This window comes from Stutzerimonas balearica DSM 6083 (assembly GCF_000818015.1).
Classification (GTDB): domain Bacteria; phylum Pseudomonadota; class Gammaproteobacteria; order Pseudomonadales; family Pseudomonadaceae; genus Stutzerimonas; species Stutzerimonas balearica.
This window is the reverse complement of record NZ_CP007511.1, coordinates 1,927,496-1,948,900: the sequence shown is the minus strand read 5'-3', so window position 1 is coordinate 1,948,900 and position 21,405 is coordinate 1,927,496. Positions and strand designations below refer to the sequence as shown.

General features: G+C 64.8%; 18 protein-coding genes. 13 read left to right on the top strand and 5 right to left on the bottom strand.

Annotation, left to right across the window (positions count from 1 at the left end):
* Window positions 1-290 precede the first annotated feature (290 nt).
* The 6 genes from pqqA (at window position 291) to CL52_RS08925 (ending at window position 4,475) form a co-directional block, all read left to right on the top strand.
* The gene (pqqA, locus tag CL52_RS21690) at window positions 291-365 is read left to right on the top strand and encodes a pyrroloquinoline quinone precursor peptide PqqA (RefSeq protein ID WP_074519857.1); all 75 of its coding nucleotides are present in this window, start codon (window positions 291-293) and stop codon (window positions 363-365) included.
* A gap of 59 nt (window positions 366-424) precedes the next feature.
* Window positions 425-718 carry a pyrroloquinoline quinone biosynthesis peptide chaperone PqqD gene (pqqD, locus tag CL52_RS08945; protein ID WP_043219969.1) on the top strand — a complete coding sequence of 98 codons (294 nt, stop codon included), beginning with the start codon at window positions 425-427 and terminating at the stop codon, window positions 716-718.
* Window positions 687-1,832, top strand: coding sequence for a pyrroloquinoline quinone biosynthesis protein PqqE (pqqE, locus tag CL52_RS08940; RefSeq protein WP_043219966.1), 1,146 nt, complete (start codon window positions 687-689; stop codon window positions 1,830-1,832). Before pqqD ends, pqqE begins: the two co-directional genes overlap by 32 nt.
* A gap of 205 nt (window positions 1,833-2,037) precedes the next feature.
* The gene (locus CL52_RS08935; protein ID WP_041105673.1) at window positions 2,038-2,541 is read left to right on the top strand and encodes a urate hydroxylase PuuD; all 504 of its coding nucleotides are present in this window, start codon (window positions 2,038-2,040) and stop codon (window positions 2,539-2,541) included.
* On the top strand, window positions 2,522-3,622 hold the full coding sequence (gene serC, locus CL52_RS08930; protein WP_043219963.1) for a 3-phosphoserine/phosphohydroxythreonine transaminase: 1,101 nt from the start codon (window positions 2,522-2,524) through the stop codon (window positions 3,620-3,622). The genes CL52_RS08935 and serC overlap by 20 nt, the downstream gene beginning before the upstream one ends.
* Complete coding sequence (locus tag CL52_RS08925; RefSeq protein WP_043219960.1) at window positions 3,615-4,475, top strand: hypothetical protein; 861 nt, start codon at window positions 3,615-3,617, stop codon at window positions 4,473-4,475. Before serC ends, CL52_RS08925 begins: the two co-directional genes overlap by 8 nt.
* Here CL52_RS08925 and glgB read toward each other — a convergent pair.
* The 3 genes from glgB to CL52_RS08910 all read right to left on the bottom strand — a co-directional run bounded on the left by glgB (window position 4,472) and on the right by CL52_RS08910 (window position 12,139).
* Entirely contained in the window at window positions 4,472-6,688 is a 2,217-nt protein-coding gene (glgB, locus tag CL52_RS08920) for a 1,4-alpha-glucan branching protein GlgB (protein ID WP_043219958.1), read from the bottom strand. The two genes, CL52_RS08925 and glgB, sit on opposite strands and share 4 nt — an antisense overlap.
* Entirely contained in the window at window positions 6,681-10,007 is a 3,327-nt protein-coding gene (treS, locus tag CL52_RS08915; RefSeq protein WP_043219957.1) for a maltose alpha-D-glucosyltransferase, read from the bottom strand. Before treS ends, glgB begins: the two co-directional genes overlap by 8 nt.
* 119 nt (window positions 10,008-10,126) lie before the next feature.
* Window positions 10,127-12,139: an alpha-1,4-glucan--maltose-1-phosphate maltosyltransferase gene (locus CL52_RS08910; RefSeq protein WP_043219955.1), complete on the bottom strand. Its 2,013-nt coding sequence runs from the start codon at window positions 12,137-12,139 to the stop codon at window positions 10,127-10,129.
* 251 nt (window positions 12,140-12,390) lie between these two features.
* Between CL52_RS08910 and CL52_RS21330 the strand changes: the two genes are divergently transcribed.
* On the top strand, window positions 12,391-12,558 hold the full coding sequence (locus CL52_RS21330; RefSeq protein ID WP_165563508.1) for a hypothetical protein: 168 nt from the start codon (window positions 12,391-12,393) through the stop codon (window positions 12,556-12,558).
* A 99-nt stretch (window positions 12,559-12,657) separates the two neighbouring features.
* Window positions 12,658-13,149, top strand: a complete 492-nt coding sequence (locus CL52_RS08905; protein ID WP_043219951.1) for a copper chaperone PCu(A)C — start codon at window positions 12,658-12,660, stop codon at window positions 13,147-13,149.
* Window positions 13,150-13,199: 50 nt separating this feature from the next.
* Here the strand turns inward: CL52_RS08905 and gorA are convergent, their stop codons facing one another.
* Window positions 13,200-14,558, bottom strand: a complete 1,359-nt coding sequence (gorA, locus tag CL52_RS08900) for a glutathione-disulfide reductase (protein WP_043219948.1) — start codon at window positions 14,556-14,558, stop codon at window positions 13,200-13,202.
* Between the two features lie 54 nt (window positions 14,559-14,612).
* Here gorA and CL52_RS08895 point away from each other — a divergent pair, with 54 nt between their 5' ends.
* Window positions 14,613-15,041 carry a VOC family protein gene (locus tag CL52_RS08895; protein ID WP_041105685.1) on the top strand — a complete coding sequence of 143 codons (429 nt, stop codon included), beginning with the start codon at window positions 14,613-14,615 and terminating at the stop codon, window positions 15,039-15,041.
* Window positions 15,042-15,093: 52 nt separating this feature from the next.
* Here CL52_RS08895 and galU read toward each other — a convergent pair whose 3' ends face one another.
* A complete protein-coding gene (gene galU / locus CL52_RS08890) occupies window positions 15,094-15,930 on the bottom strand; it encodes a UTP--glucose-1-phosphate uridylyltransferase GalU (protein WP_041105686.1) in 837 nt (278 codons plus the stop codon).
* A 157-nt stretch (window positions 15,931-16,087) separates the two neighbouring features.
* Here galU and CL52_RS21055 point away from each other — a divergent pair, with 157 nt between their 5' ends.
* From CL52_RS21055 to CL52_RS08875, 4 genes are all read left to right on the top strand, one after another.
* Complete coding sequence (locus CL52_RS21055) at window positions 16,088-16,453, top strand: hypothetical protein (RefSeq protein ID WP_143008624.1); 366 nt, start codon at window positions 16,088-16,090, stop codon at window positions 16,451-16,453.
* Window positions 16,450-18,075 carry a methyl-accepting chemotaxis protein gene (locus CL52_RS08885; protein ID WP_043219945.1) on the top strand — a complete coding sequence of 542 codons (1,626 nt, stop codon included), beginning with the start codon at window positions 16,450-16,452 and terminating at the stop codon, window positions 18,073-18,075. Before CL52_RS21055 ends, CL52_RS08885 begins: the two co-directional genes overlap by 4 nt.
* Window positions 18,076-18,248: 173 nt before the next feature.
* Window positions 18,249-19,637, top strand: a complete 1,389-nt coding sequence (gene hemN / locus CL52_RS08880) for an oxygen-independent coproporphyrinogen III oxidase (protein ID WP_043219943.1) — start codon at window positions 18,249-18,251, stop codon at window positions 19,635-19,637.
* A gap of 136 nt (window positions 19,638-19,773) precedes the next feature.
* Window positions 19,774-21,405: a VRR-NUC domain-containing protein gene (locus CL52_RS08875; RefSeq protein WP_043219941.1), complete on the top strand. Its 1,632-nt coding sequence runs from the start codon at window positions 19,774-19,776 to the stop codon at window positions 21,403-21,405.

Below are 21,405 nucleotides of genomic sequence, written 5' to 3'. Positions count from 1 at the left end.
GGGTTCCTCATTTGGTAGTAGATGCCAAGGTTCGCCGCAGCGGCGCGGCGGCCTCCGAGCGCGGCGAAAACGCGAAAAAAAACCGCTCATGCTAGGCGCCAAACCCGCCCTGTCATTGACCGCAGACAAGCCTGGCAGCGCGCTCGGCAAATAAATCCGAGCCCGCGAAAAACCAGGACCAACAGCCGAAGGAATCGACCCAAAAGTCCTATTAGGGTGAGCAGACTCCCGGCTTAGTTTCGAAACGCGACACCGCGACACACCCCTGAAACCGCTAGAGGAGAACCGCCATGCAGTGGATCGATCCAGAGTTCTGCGACCTGCGTCTGGGCTTCGAAGTCACCGCGTACGTCTACGTTCGCTGAGCCCATGCCGGCGCGGCGGCGCCACGCCATCGCCGCGCCGGTCAGACGAGGAACTGGCCATGACAACAACAACCCCATCGCCAACCACCCGTTACGAGATTCGCTCGCCTTTCCTGTTTCGCTGGGAGGAATCGCAGCAGGCCCATGTGCTGCTCTACCCCGAGGGCATCGTGAAGCTCAACGCCAGCGGCGGCGAAATACTCAAGCGCTGCGACGGCAAGACCACGGTGGCTGAGCTGATCGAATCGCTCGCGCACAGTTACAGCGCATCCGACCCGGCGGCCGTAAGGGCCGGCGTCCTGAACTTCCTGGAGGTATCCCATGGCAAAGGCTGGATCAGAGCTAAGGCTTGACGGCAGCGGCAACCCGGTCTGGGTGCTGCTGGAGCTGACCTACCAATGCCCGCTGCAGTGCGTGTTCTGCAGCAACCCACGCAACTTCGCGGACTATCGCCAGGACGAACTGAGCACGGCGGAGTGGATCGACGTGATGGCCCAGGCGCGCGCCATGGGCGCCATGCAGATCGGTTTCTCCGGTGGCGAACCGACCCTGCGCAAGGATCTGGAAACCCTCGTCGCCGAAGCCGATCGCATGGGCTACTACACAAACCTGATCACCTCCGGCATCGGCCTGACCGAAGCCAGGCTGCACGCCCTGAAAGCCGCCGGGCTGCGGCACGTCCAGCTCGGTTTCCAGTCCACCGACCGCAACGTGGCGCGCCAACTGGCCGGGGTCGACGCCTGGGAGCGCAAGCTGCGCATGGCCCGACTGATCAAGTCGCTGGACTTTCCCATGGTGCTCAACGTGCCGATCACCCGGCAGAACATTGGCCAGATCCCGCACATCATCGAGCTGGCCGTCGAGCCGGGAATCGAGTACGTCGAGCTGGCCAACGTGCAGTACTACAACTGGGCCCTGCTCAACCGTGACGAACTGATGCCCACGCGCGAGCAGCTGCAGGGCGCCGAAGCCGAGGTGCAGCGAGCACGGCAATGCTATGGCGACCGGCTAACCATCTTCTTCGTCATCCCTGACTATTACGAGGGCCGGCCCAAGGCCTGCATGAACGGCTGGGGTGCGATCCACGTCACCATCGCGCCGAACGGCAACGTGCTGCCCTGCTCCCAGGCCAGCAACTTCAAGGATCTCCAGTTTCCCAACGTACGCCAGCAGCGCCTCGAGCAGATCTGGCATGACTCCCCCGTCTTCAATCTCTACCGCGGCGATGCCTGGATGCCAGAGCCCTGCCGTAGCTGTGACGAAAAGGAAAAGGACTTCGGCGGCTGCCGCTGCCAGGCCCTGCTGCTGACCGGCAATGGCGCCAACACCGATCCGGCGTGCAGCAAGTCACCCAGGCATCAGGTGATCCAGCAGGCCGTACAACTCGCCGAGGATGCCACGCGCGCGCCGGGCCAGTTGATCGCCAGACACGCCAGCCAGGGGGTAGAGCTTGAAACTGCCCCATGACTCGTTCGGCGGAACCGTCAGCGCCGGTCTTGCGCTGACGCTCGGCTGCTACCTGTTGTTGAGCTGGGTGATCTAGCGGCCTGACCCAAGGGGCCGCACGCCGGCACCCGGCGGGCCCCATGCACGAACCACACCGCCCGCAGGCCAGGCGCATCGAATGCGCCGACGGCCCGACCTCGTCAGACCAACGCCCTGGAGGCGCCCGATGCAACTGCCACTGCTCGACGTACTGGCCCGGTACGCGCACCTGCTCTTTGCGCTCGTCTGGGTCGGCCACAACTACGCCAACTTCATACAGAACCCGCGCTTCGTTCCGTTGCAGAACGGAATCGACGTCGCCACGCTGAACCGCGACCTGGAAGCGCGGATGAAACGTGAACACGGCATATTCCGCTACGCCTCGCTGGTCGTCTGGGCCTCGGGCATGTTCATGCTCTGGCAGCGCGGCTGGCTACCCGATGCGCTGCTGCTCGAAGGGCCGCTGGCGGTGATCGGCCTCGGCGCCTGGATCGGTACGCTGATGCTGCTCAACCTCTGGCTGGTGCTCTGGCCGCATCAGAAAAAGCTGCTTGGCTTTGTCCCGGCGACGCTCGAAGAGCGGGTTCGTTGCTCGCGGATCACCTTTCTCTCCTCGCGCAGCAACACCATCCTGTCCTTTCCCTTGTTGCTTTCGATGGCGGCCGGCAGTCATGGCCTGCATCTGTTCTGAGCGCGCCGAGCGCTACAACTTCGCCGCCGGGCCGGCGATGTTGCCGACCGAGGTACGCCTGCAACTGGCCGATTGGCTCACCCAAGCGCCCGCCTGCGGTGTGCCGCTGCTCGAGCAGCCCTTCACCGGCGCCGGCTTTCGCCAATTGATGGACGAGACCGAGGGGCTGCTGCGCACGCTGCTGGCGATACCGCCCGACTATGAGGTGCTGTTCGCCCAGGGCGGCGCCTCCGCCCAGTTCGGCCTGCTGCCGCTGAATCTCCTGGCCGCCGGGCAATCGGCGGCCTACCTGGTGACCGGCCACTGGTCGCGCAAGGCCTTCATCGAAGCCTGCCGCCACGCGCCGGCGAGGCTGGCCGCGAGCGGCGAGGCCACCGGCTACACCGCCATGCCGCCGAGCCGGGATTGGCAGGTGCCAGCCGATGCGGGCTACTGCCACGTGACCAGCAACGAAACCGGCAGCGGCCTGCAGATGCAGGCTTTTCCCGAACTGGCGGTGCCGCTGGTAGCCGACATGACCTCGGACCTGCTCACCCGACCGATCCCGGTCGAGCGCTTTGGCATGATCTACGCCAGCACCCAGAAAAACCTGGGAGTGCCCGGGCTGTGCCTGCTGATCGTCCGGCGCGACCTGCTCCATGCCCCGCGCGCGGGGCTGCCCAGCGCCTTCAGCTACCAGGTGCTCGCCGAACAGCACAGCCGCTTCAACACTCCGCCGACGCTTGCGCTCTATTGCACCAATCGCATGCTGCACTGGATCGCCGGGCGTGGCGGCGTGACGGCGATGGCGCAACGCTGCCGTGAGCGCAGCCGGCAGCTGTATGACTGCATCGACGCCAGCGGGCTCTACCGCTGCGCCATCCGCCACGAGGATCGCTCAACCGTGAATGTCTGCTTCGAACTGACCGACGACTCGCTCCTGGCGCCATTCCTGCAGCAGGCCGAACGCAGCGGCCTGCATAACCTGCAAGGTCACAGCGCCCTGGGAGGCGTGCGGGCCAGCCTCTACAACGCCATGCCAGTGGAGGGCGTCGCCCGGTTGGTCTCGTTCATGCGTGCGTTCGAGAAGCGCAATGCCTGACCTCTCGATCGACTTCCGGCGCCTGGCCCACCGCACACTGTATGGGGCGACCTGCCTGGCGGCGCGAGTGGCCCCGCTGCCGCAGCCGCAGCGGCACCAGGCCATTCGCGTCATGGGGCTGAGCTTTCCTTCGCCGCTGGGCATCGCCGCCGGCTTCGACAGGCACGGCAAGCTGGGACGTGGCGCTGCCCGGCTGGGGTTCGGTTTCAGCGAACTCGGCACCTTCGACATCGCCAGGTTGCCGCGCTGGCGCACGCAGCCGGGCGATGCCGTACTGGGTGTCAATCTGGGGTTGCCGGTAGCGGCGGACGCCGAGACATTGCGCAAGGGAATCACCCGCGCCTGGCAGGCGGCGGACTACCTGATGCTCAACCTGCTGAGTCCACTTAGCGCCGCGCTGCTTGCTGAGCCAGCGCGGCTGCACGAGGTACTCATGCTGCTGCGTCAGCAGGTCGATCGACTGCGCGAGCAGAGCGGGCGACACGTCCCGCTGCTGGTCAAGCTGCGTTGTGTGCCGGGCGAGGTGCCGCTCGAGCTGACCGAGCGACTGCGGACCTTAGGCTACGACGGCCTGCTCGCGGCGCATGACCCCGGCCCACCGGCGACCGCCGCGCGCTATCGCCGTTGGCAGCAACCAAGCGCGCAGTACGAGGCCTGTGCGCAGGTCGCGGCCTTGAAGGCCAGCTGCGGGCCGCAGGTGGCGCTGCTTTCCGTCGGCGGCATTCAGACGGCCGCCCATGTGCAGGCTCGTCGGGTCGCCGGAGCTGACCTGGTGCAGCTGCATAACGCGCTGCTGCACCGCGGCCCGTGGATCGCCCGTTCGTTGCTGCCCGGGGGCGCACCGGCCAGCTAGCCCTCTGGCCGGAAGATCAGCACCCCAAGCGGTGGCAGTGTCAGGTTCAGCGAAACCGCCTGGCCGTGGCTGGGCGTCGCCTCGACGCCCAGGCTGCCACCATTCCCAACATTCGACCCGCCGTAACAGGCGGCATCGCTGTTGAAAATCTCCTGCCAGCGCCCTTCCAGGGGCACGCCGATCCGGTAGTTTTCCCGCACCACCGGGGTGAAATTGCACACCACCAGCAAGGGGTCGCCAGCCGCGCTGCGCCGCAACCAGGCGAACACGCTGTTGGCCCGATCATCGCCGATCAGCCATTCGAAACCGCGCGGGTCGGCATCCAGTTGGTACAGCGCCGGCTCCTGCCCGTACAGGCGGTTGAGGTCGCGCAGCATCTGCTGGGCGCCGCGGTGGTCCGGTTCGTCCAGCAGGAACCAGTCGAGCTCGCGGTCATGGCTCCACTCGCGCCACTGGCCGAATTCGCAGCCCATGAACAGCAGTTTCTTGCCCGGATGCGTCCACATGAACGCGAGATAGGCGCGCAGGTTGGCGAACATCTGCCAACGGTCGCCCGGCATCTTGTCGATCAGCGACCCTTTGCCGTGCACCACCTCGTCATGGGAGATCGGCAGCACGAAGTGTTCCGAGTAGGCGTAGACCATCCCGAAGGTCATCTTGTCGTGGTGGTACTGCCGGTGGACCGGGTCTTCCTGGATGTACTTCAGCGAGTCGTGCATCCAGCCCATGTTCCACTTGTAGGAAAAGCCGAGGCCGCCTTCGCTGGTCGGTTTGCTGACCCCCGGGAACGCGGTGGACTCCTCGGCAATCACCATCGCGCCGGGCGCCTCGAGGGCAACGACGTCGTTGAGGTGACGCAGGAACTCGATGGCCTCGAGGTTCTCCCGTCCGCCGTGGCGGTTGGGGATCCACTCGCCTTCCTTGCGTGAATAGTCGCGGTAGAGCATTGAGGCGACCGCATCCACACGCAGGCCGTCGACGTGGAACTCGCGCAGCCAGTGCAACGCCGAGGCCAGCATGAAGCCGTGCACCTCGGTGCGCCCAAGGTTGTAGATGTAGGTGTCCCAGTCCTGGTGGAAGCCTTCGAATGGGTGGTCGTACTCGTACAGCGAGGTACCGTCGAAATCGCCCAGGCCATGAGCGTCGGTGGGGAAATGCGCCGGTACCCAGTCGAGGATCACGCCGATGCCGGCGTTGTGGCAGGCATCGACGAACGCGGCGAAATCGTGCGCCGAGCCGTAACGGGCGCTCGGCGCGAACTGCGAGAGCGGCTGGTAGCCCCAGGAACCGCCGAACGGGTGCTCCATGATCGGCATCAGCTCGATATGGGTGAAGCCCATCTCGACCACGTAAGGGATCAGCCGCTCGGCCAGCTCGTGCCAGTTGTAGAGCCGCCCGTCATCGCCGCCCTCGCGCCGCCAGGAGCCGGCGTGCACCTCGTAGATGCTCATCGGCTGGTCAACCTTCTGGCGCACCATGCGCTGCTGCAGCCAACTGTCGTCTCGCCACTCGTAGTCCAATGGCGAAGCGACCACCGAGGCAGTACCCGGTGGCAGCTCGGTGGCCAGTGCCACCGGATCGGCCTTCAGCGGGAGCACGCCGCCGGGGCCGAGAATCTCGTATTTGTAGCGGTCGCCAGGCCTGAGCCTGGGGATGAAGATCTCCCAGACCCCCGCGGGAATGCGCAGCCGCATCGGATGGCGGCGCCCGTCCCAACCATTGAAATCGCCCACCACCGAGACGCGCCGCGCATTCGGCGCCCAGACCGCGAAGCGAACGCCCTCGACACCGTCGACCGTCATCAGCTGGGCGCCGAACGCCCGCCCCAGATGGCGATGATTACCCTCGGCAAACAGATAGATGTCCATTTCGCCGAGCTGCGGCCCGAAGCTGTACGGGTCCTCGGTGACCTGCTCACCACCGGCCCAGCGGATGCGCAACAGGTAGGGTTGCGGGTTGGCCAAACGGATGAAGAACAATCCCGGCACCTGCCCCTGCTCCATGCCGCCCAGTGCAGTGCCCCCCGAACGGTCGAGCACCTCGACACCGAGTGCGTTTGGCAGGTAGGCACGAATCACCAGCCCATCGCCGTCGGGGTGCGGGCCCAGGATGGAGAACGGATCGCCATGCTCGGCGCGGACCAGCGCGTCGACCTCGGCATCGCTGGGCAGCAGGTTTTCTCCGGGCATGGTCACGGCCGGACGATCACTCATTGGACTCTCCTCTGCAAAGCTGTTGAGCCAGCGCTGCCAGGCCCTGCAAGGGGACCGACAGCCAGGCGGGCCGATTCTCAGCCTCGTAGGCCACTTCGTACGCGGTCTTCTCGAGGGTGAACAGCGTCAGCGTCGCCGTGTCGCCCTCTTCGTCCCGCCAAGCATGGCCGATTCCGGTTACCGCTTCGCAATAGCCGTCGAGGAACGCCTTGCGCGCGCTCGCCGCGTAGTGTTCGGCGATGGTCTGGCGTGCCTGACCGGCTTCGGCCGAGCTGTCGCTGACCTGTGCATTGCGAACAGTCATCGCCGCGGCATATTCGAACGACCGCAGAATACCCGCGACATCCTTGTACGGGCTGTACTTGCCACGGCGCTGCGCCAGCGGCCGGGCCGGCTCGCCCTCGAAGTCGATGAAGTAGGCGTCGCCCTGCACCACCAGCACCTGGCCCAGATGCAGGTCACCATGAACGCGGATCCGCAGCCCGCCAAGCGTGCGCATGGCCAGACGATCGACTTCGGTCAGTAGCGTCTCGCGCTGCCCGAACAGCTTGTCGACCAGCGCGGCGTCCTTGCGCTCGAGCTCGCCCCGACGGCTGTCGAGCAATTCGAACGCTCGGCCGAGCTGCTCGCGCACCGATTCACCGATCTCCCGGGCCTGTGCCTGCTCGGTCGGCTCGGCGGCGAATGCGGCGTCATCGGTGTCACTGGCCAGAACCCGGTGCATTTCACCGAGACGCTGGCCGAGCAAACGGTTGAAGACTTCCAGTTCGTCCAGCGCGCTGTACTGGTTCTCGTGCAGCGAAACGCCGCCGGCCAGCTGGTCGCGCACGGCACGGTCAAGCGTGTTGACCGTCCACTCCCAGGCGTCGCCCTGGTTGTCCAGGTAGCGCTGTACCACCATCAGGGCGTAGGGGTTGCCCTGCTGATCGACGCGGCTGACCTGGCCGAGCATGGCCGAGATATGCGCGAAGCCGCGCTCGGTGAGGAAGCTGCCCATCTCCAGCTCCGGATGCACACCCGCCGCCACACGCCGCAGCAGCTTGATCATCACCAGGTTGGAGACGATCACCGAGCTGTTGGACTGCTCGGTGGTCAGGTAACGCACCTCCAGTTCGGCCGGCAGTTCGATCTCGTCGAGCTGGCGCATCGGCACGAAGCGAATCTCGCCGTTTCCGCTATCGAGCACGAGCTGGTCGCGCAGCCCCTGCACGACCGCGAAGATGAATTTGTCCAGCGTGAAGGCGTCGGTCAGCAGGCCCACCTGAGGCCCGCGGCGAACCCGCGCCATCGCCAGCTGCTGCGGCAACGCCGTACCGAACTCGGCCTCGGGCAGGTAGCCGAACGGCAGCTGGTAGACATCGGTGCGTTCACCGCTCCTGACTTCGATCTCGCTGAGCAGCACCGGCCGCTGCGGATCGCCGAAAGGCACCGCGTAGCAGATGTGCACCGCGTCGATGGCGCTGTCCTTGCTGGCGAACCAGCGCCGCTTCGGCAGATAGGTCGGCAACGAGTCGCTTTCGAGGATCTTGCGGCAGGCGCTGTTCAGGGTGTCCAGGCGCTTGAGCACGAGCGTCTGGAAGTCCGGCATCGTTTCCACCGGCTCCTGATGCCAACTGGGCATCTGGTTGCTGGTCGCCAGCTGGAACCAGTAGAAGCCATACGGCGGCAGGGTGAGCAGATAGGGCAGCTGGCCGATCGGCGGGAAAGCGCTGCCGCCGAGCATTTCGACCGGCACCATGCCGGCGTACTGGGACATCTCCAGCTCGGCGGCCTGCGCCGAACGCGAAACGTTGGCCACGCAGAAGATGATTTCGGTCTGCCCGTCCGGGCCGGTGAACTCGCGCAGGTAGGCGAGGATGCGCCGGTTGTTCGGCGCGAGCATCTTCAGCGTGCCACGCCCGAACGCCTTGAACTGCTTGCGAATGGCGAGCATGCGCCGCGTCCAGTTGAGCAGCGAATGCGGGTCGCGCTGCTGCGCCTCGACGTTGATGGTCTGGTAACCGTAGAGCGGGTCCATGATCGGCGGCAGTACCAGGCTCGGCGGGTCGGCCCGCGAGAAGCCGCCGTTGCGGTCCACCGACCATTGCATGGGCGTACGCACGCCATCACGATCGCCGAGAAAGATGTTGTCGCCCATGCCGATCTCGTCGCCGTAGTAGATCACCGGCGTGCCGGGCATCGACAGCAACAGGCTGTTGAGCAGCTCGATGCGCCGGCGGTCGCGCTCGAGCAGCGGTGCCAGGCGGCGGCGGATGCCAAGGTTGATTCGCGCGCGCTTGTCCGACGCGTAGTAGTTCCAGAGGTAATCGCGTTCCTTGTCGGTCACCATTTCCAGGGTGAGTTCGTCGTGGTTGCGCAGGAAGATCGCCCACTGGCAGTTGTCCGGGATGTCCGGCGTCTGGCGCAGGATGTCGGTGATCGGAAAGCGGTCTTCCTGGGCGATGGCCATGTACATGCGCGGCATCAGCGGGAAGTGAAAGGCCATGTGGCACTCATCGCCGGGGCCGCCATTCTCCCCCCCGAAGTACAGCTGGGTGTCTTCGGGCCACTGGTTGGCCTCGGCCAGCAGCATGCGGTCGGGGTAGTTGGCGTCGATTTCCGCGCGGATCTGCTTGAGCACCACATGGGTCTCGGGCAGGTTTTCGTTGTTGGTCCCGTCACGCTCGACCAGGTACGGAATCGCATCCAGGCGCAGGCCGTCGATGCCCAGGTCGAGCCAGTAGCGCATGACGCCGAGTACCGCCTTCATCACCTGCGGGTTGTCGAAGTTCAGGTCCGGCTGGTGCGAATAGAAGCGGTGCCAGAAGTACTGCTTGGCCACCGGGTCCCAGGTCCAGTTGGATTTCTCGGTATCGAGAAAGATGATCCGCGTGCCCTGGTACTTGTCGTCGGTGTCGGACCAGACGTAGAAATTGCGCGCCGCCGAGCCCTTCTTCGCCTTGCGGGCGCGCTGGAACCAGGGGTGCTGGTCGGACGTGTGATTGATGACCAGCTCGGTGATCACCCGCAGCCCACGCTTGTGCGCTTCGGTGATGAAGCGCCGCGCGTCGGCCATGCTGCCGTAGTCGGGGTGGACGTTCTTGTATTCGGCAATGTCATAGCCGTCGTCGCGACGCGGCGAGGGATAGAACGGCAGGAGCCAGATGGTGTTGACCCCCAGGTCAGCGATGTAGTCGAGCTTGTCGATCAGCCCGGCGAAGTCGCCGACGCCGTCGTTGTTGGAGTCGAAGAAGGACTTCAGGTGGACCTGGTAGACCACGGCGTCCTTGTACCAGAGCGGGTCCTTGATGAAGGCTGCGGGCTTGCGCGGTTTCGCCATGTTCCGGTTCCTTTTTCGCCGTCACTGCCGTTCCCACCGCGATTTCAGTGGCTATAAACGGTCTTACGTTGGTTTCATATCTAACTGAATAATCTACGTTTTTGCTCTTATCCTAGAATTCACTTCAAGTCTGGATCGACCTGCTCGGCGGTCAGCCGCCAGATCCCGAAGGGCAAATGCCAGGGCTCGATCCGCATCCACTGCGTCTTGCCGTACCAGGACCAGCGGTGGCCGTTCATCAGGTCTTCACCCTGGGTCTGGGCATCGTCGCGCAGGCCCAGTTCCCAGAGCGGCAGCTCGAAATGCGCCTCCTGGGCGTTGTGCGGATCGAGGCTGATCGCCACGAGAATGAAGTTGGAGCGGTCGGCCGTGCGCTTGCCGAAATAGAGGATGTTGTCGTTCCAGCACAGGTAGGGCTGAAAGCCGAGGTGCGTCTGCAGCGCCGGATTCTGGCGGCGGATGCGATTGAGCTGGGCGATCTCGGCGACGATGTTGCCGGGCGCGTGGTAGTCGCGCGGGCGAATCTGGTACTTCTCCGAGTCCAGGTACTCCTCCTTGCCGGGAATCGCCGCTGCCTCACACAGCTCGAAGCCTGAATACATGCCCCACAAGCCCGAGCCCATGGTGGCCAGCGCGGCGCGGATGAGAAAACCCGCTCGCCCGGACTCCTGCAGGAAGAACGGATTGATGTCCGGCGTGTTGACGAAGAAATTCGGCCGATAGCAATCGCGCAACGGCGGCTCGTTCAGCTGGCCGAAATACTCGGCCAACTCGGCCTTGGTGTTGCGCCAGGTGAAATAGGTATAGCTCTGAGAAAAGCCTACCTTGCCCAGCCGCGCCATCATCGCCGGGCGGGTGAAGGCCTCGGACAGAAACATCACATCCGGGTCGCGCTCACGGATATCGGCAATCAGCCATTCCCAGAACGGCAGCGGCTTGGTGTGCGGGTTGTCGACCCGGAACATCTTCACGCCCTGCTCGACCCAGTGCCACACCACATCGCGCAGCGCCAGCCAGAGCCCCGGAAGGGCGTCCTCGGCGTAGAAATCGACGTTGACGATGTCCTGGTACTTCTTGGGCGGGTTTTCGGCGTATTTGATGGTGCCGTCCGGCCGCCAGGAGAACCAGCCAGGATGCTCCGTCAGCCAAGGGTGATCTGGCGAGCACTGAATGGCGAAATCAAGCGCGATCTCCAGGCCGTGCTCGGCGGCGGCGCGAACCAGGTCACGGAAGTCCTCGAGCGTTCCCAGCTGCGGGTGGATGGCATCGTGACCGCCCTCCTCGCTGCCTATCGCATAGGGACTGCCGGGGTCGCTGGGGCCCGCCTCGAGGCTGTTGTTCGGCCCCTTGCGGTGCTTGCGCCCGATCGGATGGATCGGCGGGAAATAAAGCACGTCGAACCCCATGTCGCGAATCGATGGCAAGCGCTTGTGCACGTCGCGGAACGTGCCGTGGCGGTTGGGATCGTCGGTTTCCGAACGGGGGAACAGCTCGTACCAACTGGCGAACTGCGCCCTGACTCGCTCGACCTCCAACGGATAGACCGGGCTGCGACTGCAGTGCTCGCGTGGGTCGGCGGCGGCCATCGCCACTGCGGTTTCCTCGGCCAGCAAAACCGACACCCGCTCGTCTTCCAGATGAGCCGTTTCGAGCCTATGCAAGAGATCACTGAGCGCGGCGCGCACTTCGCCCTGGGCACGCTCCACGGCACGCTGCAGATGGCGCTTGCCCTCCTCCAGCTCGACACTGATCGGCACGCCAGCGGCGTGTTTCTTCGACAGCTCATAACGATACGATTCGAAAACGTCCCACCAGGCTTCGATCATGAATTCATGACTGGCGACCTGGGTCGGCGTGAAGTGGCCCTCCCAGCTGTCATTGACCAGCGCCTTGAGCCGCGCACGCCGCCAGCTGCTCTCGCCCTTGATGCGCCAGCACACCGCCGCGGCGAGCTTGTCGTGACCGTCGGCAAAGATCTTGCTCGTCACACTGACCGGCTGGCCAACGATGCCTTTTGCCGCGAAGCGACCGCCGTCGATGACCGGCTCGCTCGACTCGATGGCGATACGTGGCATTCGCATGGCCTCGGTGAGTCGTGGGTGGAGGGAGGCAGAATGCTTGGCATCGGTCATCGAACGGCTCCTGAAGCGCTGGGCGTGACGGAACGACACACCGACCCGCTCGCCTCCTGCTGGCAAGCGGATCCGTGATCGATGGAGCGCCCGGCCGACCGGCAATCGTCCGGGCTCTTTATTCCGAGCCGGTCAGGTGGCGAAAGTTCAGCGCGACGCAGAGCGCGCGAGCGCTTCAGGCGACACCCGGCGGCTGCCCCGGGCAGCGTCTAGACTGCGGGAGTTCGCCCAGTTTGAAGGAGACCTTCGGCATGACTCACCCCAAGCCCGATGTACCGCAACCTGACCCGGTGCTGCACGACAAACCGGGCGACATTCCGCAAGTGCCCTGTGCCGACGAGCTGGATGACTACAAGCCCGGAACACCGTACGGCAACCAGAGCGTCAGCGATCCGGACGAGGAGACACAGCCGGGCTGAACAGCTCATTCGAGGGCTGGAGGCCAGCTGCGGCAGGTCAACGCCAGTGCGCTGAACGCATGCTATGGTTCGCGCTTCGATCTTTCCGGGAGTGTTCTCATGCTGCTTCGCCTTCTGACCGCCGGCGCGCTGAGCGCGGTTTGCCTGACCGCCTCGGCTGCCGATGAATCCCACGCGCATGCCGGTCATCCCATGCAGGGTTCGATAACCATCGCTCAGCCCTGGTCGCGCGCGATGCCGCCCAGCGCTCCGACCGGCGCGGTGTACTTCCAGTTGCAGAACCAGGGGCAGGCCGATGATCGCCTGGTCGGTGCCCAGACGCCGCGCGCCGAGCGTGCCGAGTTGCATATGCACAAGCACGAAGGCGATGTGATGCGCATGGTGAAGGTCGATGAGGTCAAGGTTCCCGCCGGCGGCAGCGTCGCGTTCGCGCCGGGCGGCTATCACGTCATGCTGTTCGGCCTGAAACAGCCGCTGGTGGCCGGCGAGCGGTTCCCGGTCACGCTGAAATTCGAGCATGCCGGGGAGCAGACCGTCGAGGTGCCGATTCAGGAAAACGCGCCGGCCGGCAGCGCTCACAGCCATCACTGAAGGAAGCGAGCGGGCCGCCCCGGCAGCGGCCCGCCTCGCACCTGCTCGCCTCAGATCGCCGCGGGCGTGCGCATGGTGACGAACTCCTCCGCCGCCGTCGGGTGGATCCCGAGCGTTTCGTCGAACACCCGCTTGGTCGCTCCGGCCTTCAGCGCTACAGCCAGCCCCTGCATGATCTCGCCGGCATCCGGCCCGACCATATGGCAGCCGAGCACACGATCGGTCTGGGCGTCGACCACGAGCTTCATCAGGCTGCGCTCCAGGCTTTGCGTCATGGTCAGTTTCATCGGGCGGAAACGGCTCTCGTAGACAGTGACCTTGTAGCCACGCTCACGCGCCTGCTCTTCGGTCAGGCCAACGGTCGCCATGTTCGGCAAGCTGAATACCGCGGTCGGAATCAACGCGTAATCGACCTTGCGGTATTCCTCCGGCTTGAACAGCCGCCGTGCGACGGCCATGCCTTCGGCCAGGGCGACCGGTGTCAGTTGCACCCGGCCGATGACGTCACCGATGGCCAGCACCGATGGCACCGACGTCCGATATTCCTCGTCGACGGCGATGAAGCCACGCTCGTCGAGTTCGATACCCAGCTCGGCCAGCCCGAGTCCGTCGAGCATCGGCCGCCGGCCGGTCGCATAGAAAATGCAGTCGGCCTCCAGCGTGCGACCGTCCTCCAAGGTCGCCAGCAGGCTGCCATCGGCCAGCTTGTCGATGCGGGCGATGTCCGACTTGAACTGCAGGTCCATTCCCTTCTTGATCAGCTCGTCCTTGATGTGATCGCGTAGCGAACCATCGAAACCGCGCAGGAACAGCTCGCCGCGATAGAGCAGCTTGGTGTCGGCGCCGCAGCCATGGAAGATCGAGGCGAATTCGACCGCGATGTAGCCTCCGCCGACGACCAGCACGCGGCGCGGCAGTCGCTCCAGGTAGAACGCCTCATTGGAGGTGATTGCATGCTCGTGGCCGGGAATCTCGGGGACGAAAGGCCAGCCACCGGTGGCCACCAGGATGTGCTCGGCGCTGTAGCGCTGGCCGGCGACCTCGACGGTATGGGCATCGACCAGGCGCGCATGTGCTTCGAACAGGCTCACGCCACCGTCGACCAGCAGGTTACGGTAGATGCCGTTGAGGCGCTGGATCTCCTGGTCCTTGTTGGCGATCAGGCTCGACCAGTCGAAGGTGGCGCCGTCGATGGTCCAGCCATAGCCCTGCGCCTGGCCGATGTCTTCGGCATAGTGAGCCCCGAACACCAGCAGTTTCTTCGGTACGCAACCGACATTGACGCAGGTGCCGCCCAGATAGCGGCTTTCGGCCACCGCCACCCTGGCACCGTAGCCCGCTGCGAAGCGCGCCGCACGCACGCCACCGGAGCCCGCACCGATGACAAAAAGATCGAAGTCGTAAGCCATGAGTCGTTGTCTCCTTTGAGAACCGAAAGCATACCCTCCATGGAGGTCCCTCGCATGCGCCCCACCCTCACCCATCTGGCCCTGCACGTCGCTGACCTGGACGCCTGCATCGCCTTCTACCAGCGCTTCTGCGGGATGCAGGTATTCCACGAGCGCGCGGGCAAGGGCTCGCGCATCGTCTGGATGGCCGAACCCGGCCGCGAACGCGAGTTCATTTTTGTCATCATGCCCGGCGGCACCGACCGCCAGTTGGCGGCGGACGATTACAGCCATTTCGGCTTTGCCCTGGCCAGCCGGGCGGAAGTGGATGCGATCGCCGACCTGGCCCGCGAAGCCGGCTGTCTGATCTGGGAACCGCGCGACGAGCCCTACCCGGTTGGCTACTACTGCGGCGTGCGCGATCCGGCCGGCCACTACATCGAGTTCAGCTACGGCCAGCCGCTGGGGCCGGGTGCCGAGGCGCTTGCAGCGGTCGGAAAATGAAAAAGGGCCGCCTGCCGGCAGCCCTTTATCGATCAAGAAATCGCCAAGGCGATCAGAACTTGCCGGTCTGGTAGAAGTTCTCGTAGCAGAAGTTGGTCGCTTCGATGTAGCCCTCGGCGCTACCGCAGTCGAAACGCTGCCCCTTGAACTTGTAGGCCAGCACGCAGCCGTCCTGGGCCTGTTTCATCAGCGCGTCGGTGATCTGGATCTCGCCGCCCTTGCCCGGCTCGGTCTGCTCGATCAGGTCGAAGATATCGGGCGTCAGGATGTAGCGGCCGATGATCGCCAAGTTCGACGGCGCGTCTTCCGGCTTGGGTTTTTCGACCATGTGGCTGACGCGGAAAATATCGTCGCGAATCATCTCGCCGGCGATCACACCATACTTGCTGGTTTCCTCCGGCGGGACTTCCTGAATCGCCACGATCGAGCAGCGGAACTGGTTGTACAGCTTGACCATCTGCGCCAGCACCGGGTCGCCACCGAGGTTGATGCACAGGTCGTCGGCCAGTACCACGGCGAACGGCTGGTCACCGATCAGCGGGCGCCCGCTGAGAATCGCGTGGCCCAGGCCCTTCATCTCGATCTGGCGGGTGTAGGAGAAGGTGCACTCATCGATCAGCTTGCGGATGCCGACCAGGTACTTTTCCTTGTCGGTGTTGCGGATCTGATGTTCCAGCTCATAGCTGATGTCGAAGTGGTCCTCGAGCGAGCGCTTGCCGCGTCCGGTGACCATCGCGATCTCCTTGAGGCCGGCGGCCAGGGCTTCTTCGACGCCGTACTGGATCAGCGGCTTGTTGACCACCGGCAGCATTTCCTTGGGCATTGCTTTGGTCGCGGGAAGGAAACGCGTGCCGTAACCGGCTGCGGGGAAAAGGCATTTCTTGATCATGAGAGTCCTTGATAGAAAGGTTCCAGTTGGTGCACTGCCCGCAAAAGCAGCAACTTCGGAAGCCCGCGTAGGCAACCGACGCTGAGGCTACGACCACCGAATCACCCGCCGGTTCGCGCCCCTCCCGCAGGCGCAAGCCGACCGGCTCACCAGGGCGATGCCCGCCGATGCGCCGGCAAAGCTACGTCCCGTCCAGGCGGCTGTAAATGCTGCCGCTCGCGCTTACGAAAAAATACTGCTCCTTGCCGGAAAACCGCCGCCTCGGCTGACCTGGATCAAGGCAAGCGCGTTTGCGTCGGCCATTGGTCGAAGCCGCCCTTACCTGGCGAGCGTGCTTCAATATCATATCGCCACCATCCAACTTTGGATGGGCGTAAAACCTCCTAAAGATCAGGGACTTTGCGCCGATAGCTTGGGCGAACAAGGCAAGCTCTGTCGCCTGCGCGCCGAATCGTCGAATTACAAGAACAGGTCGAGCGGCCGGATCACACGCCCGCAGCAGTGGACCCAAGGAAAACCATGACCAGTACCTCCGCTTCCCGGCAAATGTCCGTTCAAACCAAGATCAACCTGGCGCTGCTGGCGGTGCTGGTATTGATCATGTCGGCCTCCCTGTTCGTTGCTGCCGACGCCGAAAAGAAACTCGTGCTGCAGGTCGTCGAGCAACAGACCAAGGACGCGGCAGACTCCTATTTCGACAGCATCAACACCATGATGCTGACCGGCACCATGGCCCAGCGCGAAGTTCTGCGTAAGAAGGCACTGGCGCGCCCAGGCGTGATCGACGCCCGCATCATCCGCGGCGAGCCGGTGATCAAGACCTTTGGCCCCGGCTTCGATCACCAGGCGCCGGTCGATGCGCTGGATCGTGCAGCCTTGACCGGCGAGGCCATCGTCAAGGTCACCAAGCAGGACGACGGGCGCCGCGTGCTGACGGTCATCAACCCGATCCTTGCGCACAGCGACTATCGCGGCACCAACTGCCTGGGCTGCCATCAGGTTCCGGAAGACAGCGTCATGGGCGCCGTACGCATCGCCTACGACCTCGACGCACTCGACCAGCAGGTCAACCGCAACCTGCAGCTGCTCGGTGCCGTACAGCTGGTCCTGCTGCTCGCCGGCGTCGCGGTGATGATCTACACCGTGCGCCGGGTGATCATCAGCCGCATCACCGACATGCGCCACACCATGGAAGCCATGACCCGCGACGAGGACCTCAGCCGCAGCGTGACGGTCGGCGCGCACGACGAAATCGGCGCCATGGCAACGGCCTTCAATCGCATGATCGGCAAATTCCGCGGCAGCCTGGAGGCCGTTGCGGCGGTCACCCAGCAGCTCACCGACGTCTCGGGACGGGTTTCCAACGTGGCCGAGAAAACCCTCGGCGCGGTGATGGAACAGCGCAGCGAGACCGACATGGTCGCCTCGGCGATGAACGAGATGAGCGCCACGGTGCAGGAAGTCGCCCGCAACGCCAGCCAGACCGCCACGGCATCGACCGGCGCGGACAACGAATCCAAGGCCGGCGTGCGTGTTGCGAGCGAGGCGCTCGATGGCATCGACACGTTGATCCAGGACATCGAGAAGGCGGCCGAAGTGGTGCGTCAGCTCGAAGCCGACAGCGCCAGCATCGACACCGTGGTCGGCGTGATCAAGGGCATCGCCGAACAAACCAACCTGCTCGCCCTCAACGCGGCCATCGAAGCGGCCCGCGCCGGCGAGCAGGGGCGTGGCTTTGCCGTGGTCGCCGACGAGGTGCGCACGCTGGCCTCGCGCACGCAGAAGTCGACCGAAGAAATTCAGCACATGATCGAGCAGCTGCAGCAGGGCGTCGGCAATGCCGTACAGGCGATGGTCGCCGCGCAATCGCGCGCGCGCTCCGGCTCGGACTGCGTGGCTCGCGCCGCGCAAAGCCTTGGCGCGATTGCCGACGAGGTGGGCACGATCAACGAGATGAACACGCAGATCGCCACCGCCGCCGAGCAGCAGAGCGCGGTCGCCGAAGAGATCAACCGCAACATCACCACCATCAGCCGGATCGCCGACACTACCTCGGCCGACGCCACGCAGACTTCGCAGATCAGCGAAGAACTGGTGCAGCTGGCCGCCGAGCTCAAGCGCCTGGTCGGCCAGTTCCGCCTCTGAGCCCAGGCGATTGGCGGCCACCCGGACTGCAGGTGGTCGCCAACTCAGGTCTTCTTGATCTGAAACAGTCGGTCGATGCGGCCGGATCGGTGATAATTCGCGCCTAGACGAACGGCCGGCCTTACGTGCACCGCGCCGCCTTTAAGAAGAGCATTCGAAGGTGAACCGCTTCCATGGACCAGACACCCACGTTCAACCGCGCGCTGGTTGAAAAGTACGACCGCCCCGGCCCGCGCTACACGTCCTACCCGACCGCCCCGCAGTTTCACCAGGCTTTCGCCGCCGATGATTACCGCAACGCCGCACGCGCCAGCAACGAGGCTACGCCGCCCAAGCCGCTGTCGGTGTACATCCACATCCCGTTCTGCAAGAGCCTGTGCTACTACTGCGCCTGCAACAAGATCATCACCCACAAGACCGAGCGGGCCGCCGAGTACCTCGACTACCTCAAGCGCGAGATTGCCATGCAGGCGGCCCTGTTCGACCGCTCGCGCAAACTGACCCAGTTGCACCTCGGCGGCGGCACGCCGACCTATCTGAGCAGCGAGCAGCTGGCCGACCTGATGGCCACGCTGCACCAGGCGTTCAACATGGACGACAGCGACGATCACGAGTTTTCCCTCGAGGTCGACCCGCGCACCATCAGCCCGCAGCAGATCCAGGAATTGCGCGCACTCGGCTTCAACCGTCTGAGCTTCGGTGTGCAGGATTTCGACGCCCGAGTGCAAGCGGCGGTCAACCGCATCCAGAGCGAGGAACAGACCCGCGAACTGGTCGAGGCCGCCCGCGCGGCCAAGTTCAAGTCGGTCAGCGTCGACCTGATCTACGGCTTGCCACTGCAGACGGTGGAGAGCTTCGATACGACCCTGGACAAGATCATCGCGCTGCGCCCGGACCGCATTGCCGCCTACAGCTACGCACACCTGCCTGAGCTGGTGCGCGCGCAGAAGCTCATCCGCCCCGAGGACATGCCGCCGCCCGAGCGCAAGCTCGAGCTGCTCGAGCTGACCATTCGCCGACTGACCGCCGCCGGGTACGTCTATATCGGCATGGACCACTTCTCGCTGCCGGATGACGAGCTGGCCCTGGCGCGTGCCAACGGCACGCTGCAACGCAACTTCCAGGGCTACTCGACCCATGCCGACTGCGACCTCATCGGCCTGGGCATCTCTTCGATCGGCAAGGTCGGCGACAGCTACAGCCAGAACGTCAAGGAGCTATCGCAGTACTACGCGCGCCTGAACGAGGGCCTGCTGCCGGTGCATCGCGGCTATCAGCTGAGCGAGGATGACCGCATCCGTCGCGACGTGATCGTTGCGCTGATGTGCCATGGACGGATCGACTTCGCGGCGATCGAGGCGAGGCACGGTATCCACTTCACCGAGTACTTCGCCGACTCGCTGGCCAAGCTCGACGAGCATGTCGCCGACGGCCTGGTGCGCATCACCGACCAGGCACTGGAGCTCATGCCGCAGGGCCAGCTGATGATGCGTAACGTGGCGATGGCCTTCGACGCCTACCTCGGTGGCGAACAGCGAGGCCGTTTCTCGCGGACCGTATGAGGCCCGGCTACTCCGGTGCTCACGCATCGGGGTAGCGACTGCTCCGCTGATCGACCGGGCATTGCCAAAGCGCCAGAGACCTGTATAAATAGCCAGCCCCATTCAGTCGTCGTTGGGGCCTGGCGTCCCCGGTGTCATGCGCGCATCCCTACCGAATCCGTTCTATTACCTCGACAACTTCCAGCAGGTGCTCGACTGGGTGTTCCAGCGCCACGGTGACCTGCTGGACGAGGCCGAGCGCGCCTTTGTCGCGGCCTTTGCCGACCTGCCGAAAGCTTCACGTGCCCTGCTGGTGCGAATGGTCATGCGCAAGGGCGAGCTGTTTCGCGCCAGCAAGCTCGACTACGCCGAGATCGGCTGCCCACACGCCGCAGCCGATCCGCTGGCCGCGCTCGGCTGGCTCGACACCGCACCCTTGTTGAGCGGCGCACAGCTGTTCGCCTTGCTGAACAAAACAGAGCTCTTGCGCGCCTTCGCCCTGACCGGCATGAGCGGGATGCGCAAGAGCGAGCTGTTCGACCATCTGGGCGAAAGGCTGACAGGCGAGCGCGCCTTGGGCGACTGGTGTCCGGCACTTGGCGATCGCGTCTTCCAGCTATGCATCGGCGACTGGTGCGAGCGCCTGCGACTGATGTTCTTTGGCAATCTACGCCAGGACTGGTCTGAATTCGTGCTCGCCGACCTGGGCATCTATCGCTACGAGCAGGTGGATTTTTCCCCGGCTTTTCGCGCCTTTCACCGCCGCGAGGACATCGATGCCTATCTGCATCTGCATCGCTGTCGCGAGGCATTCGAGCGCGGCGAGCCAGTGGCGGACGTGCTGGAAGCGATTCCGCGGGAGGCGTTCACCAATCCCTGGCTCGAAGCACGGCGCGGCAAACTGCTGCTGCGCGTCGGCCAGCAACTGGAGCGCCAGGGCGAGTTGGCCGAAGCCTTGCGTGTTCACACCGAAAACCCCTATGCGGGCGCGCGCGAACGCGCCATCCGCGTACTCGAGCGTTGCGATCAGCCCGAGGCGGCACTCGAACTTGCCGAGCGCGCGGCCGCCGCGCCGGAGAGCGAACAGGAGGCGCAGCACCTGCAGCGCATCGTACCCCGACTGCAGCGCTGCCTGGGTCGAGCTTCAGCGCCGCGCCAACGACGTGCGACCGTCGAGCGGCTGGATCTCAGGCTGGCCCTGGACGGCATCCGCGTCGAGCAAGCGGTGCGCGACCACTTGAGCCAGCCTAAGGCGCCCGTGCATTACGTGGAGAACGCCCTGCTCGGCTCACTGTTCGGTCTGCTCTGCTGGGACGCCCTGTTCGCCCCCCTACCTGGTGCCTTTTTCCACCCCTTCCACTGGGCGCCAGCGGACCTGGACCGGCCGGACTTCTATCAGCGCCGAGCCGCGCTTTTCCGGCAATGCCTGGCGCGTCTGGACACTGATGCCTATCGAAGCTGGATCTGGCGAACCTATCGCGAGAAGTCCGGCATCCACAGCGCTTTCGTGGCGTGGGGCGTAGTCGGCGAACAGCTGCTGGGGCAGGCGCTGACATGCATCGCGCCGCACCATCTCAAGCTGATCTTCCAGCGCATGCTCACCGATGTGCGGAGCAACCGCTCCGGGCTTCCGGACCTGGTGCAGTTCTGGCCGGCCGAGCGACGCTATCGCATGATCGAGGTCAAGGGGCCCGGGGACCGGCTGCAAGACAACCAGCAGCGCTGGATCGAATACGCCCTGCGGCACGAGCTGCCGATCAGCGTCTGCCACGTGGCGCGGGCGGACTGA